This window comes from Gordonia sp. UBA7599 (genome assembly GCA_002477755.1).
In the GTDB taxonomy this organism is placed as follows: Bacteria; Actinomycetota; Actinomycetes; order Mycobacteriales; family Mycobacteriaceae; genus Gordonia.
Genome location: DLKD01000017.1, coordinates 1 through 7,190 on the forward strand (window position 1 = coordinate 1; position 7,190 = coordinate 7,190).

The following is a 7,190-nucleotide window of genomic DNA, read 5'->3' on the forward strand; positions in this document are numbered from 1 at the left end:
GCTGCAATCAACTCCCGCGCCAACGCATTCGACCGCGCCGACAACTCCCCATACGACAACACACGATCCGGAGCAATCACCGCCACCGCACGCGGCACCGCCCCCATCGCCATACCCAACGCATCAGCAACAGTCGCAGTGGGCCACACCAACGGCGCACCCACCCCCGCCGCCAACAATGCCCGCCGCTCACCCACACCCAGCAGGGCCACATCCCACACCGGGCGGTCCAGGTCGGCGATGAACTCAGTGACGAATCGCATGAACCGGCGGTGGTGCCGGACGATCTCATCGCTGGTGTACAAGCCCGGGTTGCCATGTAGATCCACCACCAACGGCGCACCGGGTTGGGCCTGGTAAAGGTTGAGCAGCGTGTCTTCGAGCATCCCCGAGGACAGGATGTGATAGTCCGCGGTGGCGCCGTCGATCTCGATCGGCTTGTCGAAGAACACCATGTTCACAATCGGGCCGAAGGTCGCAGATCCCGAGTGATGCAAACCTGCGTCGCGCAGGATGTCGTCCGAGCGATACCTCTGATGGCGCAACGCCCCGAGCATCTCGACCCCGACCTTTCCGATCAGGTTCCGCACCGTCCCTTCGGCGATACCGAGTACACGCACCGGCAAGACATTGGCCAGCATCCCGCCGGCATTCTTGATCCGCGCACTTGCCCGGCCAGTCACAGGGAGCGTCAGAACAATGTCGTCGTGAGCGGTCATCTGCGACATGAACGCACTGAAGGCAGCAGTCAACACCGCCGCTGCAGACGTACCCAACTCCCGGCACAACTCATCGATCCTGGTCTGATCGGCCGGATCCATCCGGCCCGACGCAACCAGGTTCACCGGGTCGGGTCGAGCGATCGAACCAAGCCGGGACAATGTCGCCCGAGCCGGCAGGTCCGCCATCCGCGACGCCCAATGCTCGCCGTCGGCAGAACGCCGCGAACTCGACTGGTACTTCTCGTCGTCGGCGACCAACTCGGACAGTTTCGCGAACGGCCGTTCGTGGAGCTCTGTGCCCCGCCGGGCGGCGTTGTACCGTTCTGCCGCCATCCGCACACTGGTCAGAGCGGCATACCCGTCAACGGCGATGTGATGAGCACGCATGTACCAGAAGGTGCGATCGTCGGCGACCTTCAGCAGCATTGTGGCCACCAAGTCGTCGGCGTACATGTCGAGCGGCCGCTGGTACTCCTCGCGCATACATGCGATGGCCTCGGCCACGGGATCATCCGCCGACCGGAAATCGATGATCGTCGCCTCATAGGGGAGCTGGGGATCGACCACCTGCCGTGGCTCCCCGTCGACTTCGACGAGCCGCAGGTACGGTGCCTCCGTCGCCCGAGCCATGTCCTTGAGACACTCGACCAACAACTCGAAATCGAGCCCACCCGGCGCGTGCCGCATGTCCAGGTACTGGGCGATGTTGACCGAGTAGTCGCTGGAGAGCTGCTCGGCGAACCACATCGACCGCTGCGCCGCTGTCAGCGGGAGCACCTCGGGCGCGTTGGAACTCTCCGAGTCCCGTCCGCGTTCCTTCGTCATTCGACTACTCCCACAGCCGGAAAACTATCCCAGGGTGCCGTTGCTCGCCAGTTCCCTCAAAACCGGCAACCCGTTCATAAGCCACAAACACGGTCGCTACAGCCCCATGTCGCGACCGATGAGATCCTTCATGATCTCGGTAGTACCGCCGAAAATGGTCTGGATCCGCGAGTCGCAGTACGCACGACCAACCGCGTACTCGTTCATAAACCCGTAGCCGCCGTGCAGCTGCAGGCACTGGTCGATGACCTTCTTGGCGAGCTCGGTGCACCACCACTTGTTCTTGCTGGCGTCCACGGCGGTGAGCTCACCGTCGACGACGGCCTGCAGACAACGGTCGATGTACGCCTGCGCGACGTCGAGTTCGGTGCTCATCTCCGCGAGGGTGAAGCGGTTTGCCTGGAACGAGCCGATCGGTTTGCCGAAGGCCTTGCGCGACTTCACGTACTCGACCGTCTCCTCGAAGATGGCCCGTGCTCCCGCAATGGCAGAAATGCCGATTGAGAGACGCTCCGACGGCAGATTCTGCATGAGGTGGTAGAACCCCAGGTTCTCCTGACCCAGCAGATTCTCCGCCGGCACGCGGACGTCGTCGAAGTGGAGTTCGGCGGTGTCCTGGGCTTTGAGGCCGATCTTGTCGAGCTTGCGGCCGCGCTCGAACCCGGGCATTCCGCGTTCGACGACGAGCAGCGAGAACGCCTTGTGCTTTGCAGCCGGGTCGGGGTCGGTGCGGCAGACCACGACGACCAGGTCGGAGTTGATACCCGACGAGATGAATGTCTTGGAGCCGTTGAGGATCCAGTCGTCACCGTCGCGGCGCGCGCTGGTCGTGATGCCGGCGAGGTCGCTACCAGCACCCGGCTCGGTCATGGCGACGGCGAGGATCGTCTCCCCCGACGCGATGCCAGGGATCCAGCGCTGCTTCTGCTCGTCGTTGGCCAGGTGCACGAAGTAGGGCCCGACGACGTCATTCTGCAAGCTGAACGCCGGTGAGGCACCGCCGTAACTGGCGAATTCCTCGACGACGACGGCGTTGAACCGGAAGTCGTCCATGGCGCCGCCGCCACCGTACTCCTCAGGCATGTTGAACCCGACCAATCCGGCGTCGCCGGCCTTCTTGTAGATCTCGCGGTCGACCTGACCGGCGGCGATCCACTCGTCGGAATGCGGCGCGACCTCGCGCGCGATGAAGTCGCGAGCCGTCTGCCGCAACTGTTCGTGCTCGGGTTCAAAAACGAGGCGTTCCATGTATCGATCATCTCATCCCCGACGCATCGCGATAGCCGCTACCCCCCTGAATCAGCCGTTCCAACGAAGATCCTGGCGGTTGCTGTTGCGAAGCGTCCCTCTGACACGGGAATGGTTACCGAACACGTCACTGCCCACCTTTTGCGCGATCGCGGATTCGACGAAAAACCTCGGCCCGCTTCCCAGTCGGGAAGCGGGCCGAGGTCGTGGTCGTGCAGGAGCCACACCCCCGCGTATCCGGGGGTTCACGGGGGCGGAGCCCCCGCGGGAAGGCCTACTTGGCCTTCTCCAGCACCTCCACCAGGCGCCAGCGCTTGGTGGCGCTGGTCGGGCGGGTCTCCATGAGCCGCACGCGGTCGCCGATGCCGGCGTCCCCGTTCTCGTCATGGGCCTTCACCTTGCTGGTGGTGCGGATGATCTTGCCGTACAGCGGGTGGCTCTTACGATCCTCCAGCTCGACGACGATCGTCTTCTGCATCTTGTCGCTGACGACGTAGCCGATCCGCTCTTTGCGGCGGTTACGGGTCTCTTCGGTGGTGCTCACGTTCTTGTCCTCACTCATGCTTACGCCTCCGGCCCGCCGGCGAGACCGAGCTCACGCTCGCGCATCACCGTGTAGATACGGGCGATCTCGCGACGCACGACGCGCAGCCGACGGTTGTTGTCCAGCGATCCCGTCGCCGTCTGGAAACGAAGGTTGAACAGCTCTTCCTTCGACTCCTTGAGGCGGGCGATCAACTCGGCGTCGTCAAGCTCGCGCAGTTCTGCAGCAACAACTCCCAGTGCCATCAGAAGCGCTCCTCTCGCGTCACAATGCGGGTCTTGATCGGGAGCTTGTGCTGCGCGCGGCGCAGAGCCTCGCGGGCAATCTCCTCATTGGGGTAGCTCATCTCGAACAGCACGCGGCCCGGCTTCACCGGCGCCACCCACCACTCCGGCGAACCCTTGCCCGAACCCATGCGGGTCTCGGCGGGCTTCTTGGTCAGCGGACGGTCGGGGAAGATGTTGATCCACACCTTGCCGCCACGCTTGATGTGCCGGTTGATGGCAATACGCGCAGACTCGATCTGGCGGTTGGTGATGTACGCACCCTCGAGCGCTTGGATGCCGTAGTCGCCGAACGTCACCTTGGTGCCGCCGGACGCCTGGCCCTTGAGGCTCGGGTGGTGCTGCTTGCGGTGTTTAACCCGACGTGGGATCAACATGGCTAGCTCTCCTGGTTCTCGGTCACGGGCGATTCCTCGACCACGACGTCGACCACGTCGACCACCTCGGTGGCGCCGGCCTCAGCCGCGCGACCCGCCTCGGTGCTCGTGCCCGTGGTCCCCGAGGCACCGCTGCGACGCGGACGGCTCGGGCGGCGTGAACGACGGTCGTCACCGGCCGGAGCAGCAGCAACCGCTGCCTGCTCGCGGCGGCCGCCAACGACGTCGCCCTTGTAAATCCAGACCTTCACGCCGATGCGGCCGAAGGTGGTCTTGGCCTCGTAGAGGCCGTAGTCGATGTCGGCGCGCAGCGTGTGCAGGGGCACGCGGCCCTCGCGGTAGAACTCGCTACGGCTCATCTCCGCACCGCCCAGGCGACCCGAGCACTGGACCCGGATGCCCTTGACGTTCGGCTGGCGCATCGCCGACTGGATCGCCTTGCGCATCGCGCGGCGGAATGCCACACGGTTGCTCAGCTGCTCGGCGACGCCCTGCGCGACGAGCTGGGCCGACGATTCGGCGTTCTTGACCTCGAGGATGTTCAGCTGCACCTGCTTACCGGTGAGCTTCTCCAGGTCACCGCGGATGCGGTCGGCCTCGGCGCCGCGGCGGCCGATGACGATGCCCGGACGCGCGGTGTGGATGTCGACGCGGACGCGGTCACGCGTGCGCTCGATCTCCACCTTGGCGATGCCGGCCCGCTCCAGCCCCTGCGAGAGGAGCTTACGGATGGCGACATCCTCTTTCACATATTCCGCGTACTGCTTGTCGGCGTACCACCGCGAACTCCAGTCGGTGGTGATGCCCAGACGGAAGCCGTGCGGGTTGATTTTCTGACCCACTACTGGGCTCCCTTCTTGGGCTGGCGCGACCGGTTGCGGCCGCCGCCGGCGGGCGCATCGGAAACGCTTTCGACGATCACGGTGATGTGGGCGGTGCGCTTGCGGATGCGGAACGCACGACCCTGGGCGCGCGGCTGGAACCGCTTCATCGTCGGACCCTCATCGGCGAACGCCTCGGCGACGACCAGGGTCCGGCGGTCCAGATCCTGGTTGTTCTCGGCGTTGGCGATGGCGGACTCGAGCACCTTGAAGATCGGCTCGCTCGCGGCCTGGGGCGCGAAGCGCAGGATGTCCAGCGCCTCGTCGACCTTCTTGCCGCGAACCAGCGCGAGCACGCGACGCGCCTTCATCGGCGTCGTGCGCACGAACCGGGCGGTGGCCCGGGCCTGCGGATTATCAGTCTTGGTAGTCATGGTTACCGGCGCTTCGCTTTCCGGTCATCCTTGATGTGACCTTTGAACGTACGGGTCGGGGCGAACTCGCCCAGCTTGTGGCCGACCATGTTGTCCGAAATGAACACCGGCACGTGCTTGCGACCGTCGTGGACGGCGAAGGTGTGACCGATGAAATCGGGGATGATGGTCGAGCGGCGCGACCAGGTCTTGATGACCTGCTTCGTGCCCTTCTCGTTCTGGGCGTCCACCTTCGCGAGGAGGTGGTCGTCGACGAACGGGCCCTTCTTGAGGCTGCGTGGCATTCTCTTACTCCCTCCTTGTTATCGCTTGTTCTTGCCGGTACGCCGGCGGCGGACGATGAGCTTGTCGCTCGGCTTGTTGCGGCGGGTGCGGCCCTCGGGCTTGCCCCACGGGCTGACCGGGTGGCGACCACCGGAGGTCTTGCCCTCGCCACCACCGTGCGGGTGGTCGACCGGGTTCATGACGACACCGCGGACAGTCGGGCGCTTGCCCTTCCAACGCATACGGCCGGCCTTGCCCCAGTTGATGTTGCTCTGCTCGGCGTTGCCGACCTCGCCGACGGAAGCGCGGCAGCGCACGTCGACGCGGCGGATCTCACCCGACGGCATGCGCAGGGTCGCGTACGGACCCTCCTTGCCGAGGAGCTGGATCGAAGCGCCGGCGCTGCGGGCCATCTTGGCCCCGCCGCCCGGGCGCAGCTCCACCGCGTGGATGACCGTACCGGTCGGGATGTTGCGCAGCGGCAGGTTGTTGCCGGGCTTGATGTCGGCGTTGGGGCCAGTCTCCACGATGTCGCCCTGCGAGAGCCCCTTCGGCGCGATGATGTAGCGCTTCTCACCGTCGAGGAAGTGCAACAGCGCGATGCGCGCGGTGCGGTTGGGGTCGTACTCGATGTGCGCGACCTTGGCGTTGACGCCGTCCTTGTCACTGCGACGGAAGTCGATCAACCGGTAGGCCCGCTTGTGGCCGCCGCCCTTGTGGCGGGTGGTGATGCGTCCGTGCGCGTTGCGGCCACCGCGGCCGTGCAACGGGCGGACCAGCGACTTCTCGGGGTGATCACGCGTGATCTCTGAGAAGTCGGAGCCGCTCGCACCGCGACGACCCGGGGTCGTCGGCTTGTACTTACGAATTGCCATGAGTCAAAGTCCTCTACTCGTCTGCAGGTTCCGAGCGCCTACGCGCCCGGGCTCCCGAAGATCTCGATCGGCTTGCTGCCTGCGGCCAGGGTCACGATCGCGCGCTTGGTCGAGCGGCGCTGACCGAACCCACCGCGGGTGCGCTTGCGCTTGCCCTGGCGGTTGGCGGTGTTCACGCTCGAGACCTTCACGTCGAAGATCTTCTCGATTGCGATCTTGATCTCGGTCTTGTTCGACGACGGCGCCACGATGAACGTGTAGACGTTGTCCTCGATCAACCCGTAGGCCTTCTCCGAGATCACCGGCGCCAGGATGATGTCACGCGGGTCTGCGTGCGTAGCCATGCCTAGGCCTCCTTCTTCTTGCTCTGGTTGCCCTCGATGAAGGCGTTCAGCGTCTCGACGGTGAACACGACCTCGTCGCTGTACAGCACGTCGTAGGTATTCAGCTGATCGGCCGCGATCGGGTTGACGTTCCCGAGGTTGGCCACGCTGCGCCATGCGGCGTCATCCTCGCGCGAGAGCACGACCAGGAAGTTGCGACGGTCCGACAGCTTCTCGAGGAAGAGGCGGGCCGACTTGGTCGACGGGGTCTGCCCGGCGACCAGCTCCGTGATGACGTGGATGCGGTCGTTGCGCGCCCGGTCCGAGAGGGCACCGCGCAGGGCGGCGGCCTTCATCTTCTTGGGGGTGCGCTGGCTGTAGTCACGCGGCTGCGGGCCGTGGACGACGCCACCACCGGTAAAGTGCGGCGCGCGGGTCGAGCCCTGACGGGCGCGGCCGGTGCCCTTCTGGCG

At 65.4% G+C, this 7,190-nt stretch carries 11 protein-coding genes; all 11 read right to left on the minus strand.

Annotated elements, in window-relative coordinates:
• Positions 1 to 1,547: condensation domain-containing protein (locus B4L26_RS02075; protein WP_290715248.1), on the minus strand; the 1,547-nt coding region annotated here is incomplete at its 3' end.
• Positions 1,548 to 1,643: 96 nt separating this feature from the next.
• Positions 1,644 to 2,795 carry an acyl-CoA dehydrogenase family protein gene (locus B4L26_RS02080; protein WP_290715250.1) on the minus strand — a complete coding sequence of 384 codons (1,152 nt, stop codon included), beginning with the start codon at positions 2,793 to 2,795 and terminating at the stop codon, positions 1,644 to 1,646.
• Positions 2,796 to 3,069: 274 nt separating this feature from the next.
• A complete protein-coding gene (rpsQ, locus tag B4L26_RS02085) occupies positions 3,070 to 3,357 on the minus strand; it encodes a 30S ribosomal protein S17 (protein ID WP_290715253.1) in 288 nt (95 codons plus the stop codon).
• A 2-nt stretch (positions 3,358 to 3,359) separates the two neighbouring features.
• The gene (gene rpmC / locus B4L26_RS02090) at positions 3,360 to 3,584 is read right to left on the minus strand and encodes a 50S ribosomal protein L29 (RefSeq protein ID WP_290715256.1); all 225 of its coding nucleotides are present in this window, start codon (positions 3,582 to 3,584) and stop codon (positions 3,360 to 3,362) included.
• The gene (rplP, locus tag B4L26_RS02095; protein WP_290715259.1) at positions 3,584 to 4,000 is read right to left on the minus strand and encodes a 50S ribosomal protein L16; all 417 of its coding nucleotides are present in this window, start codon (positions 3,998 to 4,000) and stop codon (positions 3,584 to 3,586) included. The genes rpmC and rplP overlap by 1 nt, the downstream gene beginning before the upstream one ends.
• 2 nt (positions 4,001 to 4,002) lie before the next feature.
• Positions 4,003 to 4,842 (minus strand): 30S ribosomal protein S3, encoded by an 840-nt coding sequence (gene rpsC, locus B4L26_RS02100; protein WP_290715262.1) that lies wholly within the window; start codon positions 4,840 to 4,842, stop codon positions 4,003 to 4,005.
• Positions 4,842 to 5,255, minus strand: a complete 414-nt coding sequence (gene rplV, locus B4L26_RS02105; RefSeq protein WP_290715265.1) for a 50S ribosomal protein L22 — start codon at positions 5,253 to 5,255, stop codon at positions 4,842 to 4,844. Before rplV ends, rpsC begins: the two co-directional genes overlap by 1 nt.
• A gap of 2 nt (positions 5,256 to 5,257) precedes the next feature.
• Positions 5,258 to 5,539: a 30S ribosomal protein S19 gene (gene rpsS, locus B4L26_RS02110; RefSeq protein WP_005193585.1), complete on the minus strand. Its 282-nt coding sequence runs from the start codon at positions 5,537 to 5,539 to the stop codon at positions 5,258 to 5,260.
• An 18-nt stretch (positions 5,540 to 5,557) separates the two neighbouring features.
• Positions 5,558 to 6,394, minus strand: coding sequence for a 50S ribosomal protein L2 (gene rplB / locus B4L26_RS02115; protein ID WP_290715270.1), 837 nt, complete (start codon positions 6,392 to 6,394; stop codon positions 5,558 to 5,560).
• A gap of 38 nt (positions 6,395 to 6,432) precedes the next feature.
• Positions 6,433 to 6,738 (minus strand): 50S ribosomal protein L23, encoded by a 306-nt coding sequence (rplW, locus tag B4L26_RS02120; RefSeq protein WP_290715273.1) that lies wholly within the window; start codon positions 6,736 to 6,738, stop codon positions 6,433 to 6,435.
• A 2-nt stretch (positions 6,739 to 6,740) separates the two neighbouring features.
• Positions 6,741 to 7,190, minus strand: a 450-nt coding sequence (gene rplD, locus B4L26_RS02125; RefSeq protein ID WP_290715276.1) for a 50S ribosomal protein L4, incomplete at its 5' end; no start/stop codon positions are given.

Excerpts from the sequence above, each read along its gene's own strand:
- rplV (WP_290715265.1), bottom strand. The coding sequence starts at position 5,255 with ATGACTACCAAGACTGATAATCCGCAGGCCCGGGCCACCGCCCGGTTC.
- rpmC (WP_290715256.1), bottom strand. The coding sequence starts at position 3,584 with ATGGCACTGGGAGTTGTTGCTGCAGAACTGCGCGAGCTTGACGACGCC.
- rpsS (WP_005193585.1), bottom strand. The coding sequence starts at position 5,539 with ATGCCACGCAGCCTCAAGAAGGGCCCGTTCGTCGACGACCACCTCCTC.
- rplW (WP_290715273.1), bottom strand. The coding sequence starts at position 6,738 with ATGGCTACGCACGCAGACCCGCGTGACATCATCCTGGCGCCGGTGATC.
- rplB (WP_290715270.1), bottom strand. The coding sequence starts at position 6,394 with ATGGCAATTCGTAAGTACAAGCCGACGACCCCGGGTCGTCGCGGTGCG.
- rpsQ (WP_290715253.1), bottom strand. The coding sequence starts at position 3,357 with ATGAGTGAGGACAAGAACGTGAGCACCACCGAAGAGACCCGTAACCGC.
- rplP (WP_290715259.1), bottom strand. The coding sequence starts at position 4,000 with ATGTTGATCCCACGTCGGGTTAAACACCGCAAGCAGCACCACCCGAGC.
- B4L26_RS02080 (WP_290715250.1), bottom strand. The coding sequence starts at position 2,795 with ATGGAACGCCTCGTTTTTGAACCCGAGCACGAACAGTTGCGGCAGACG.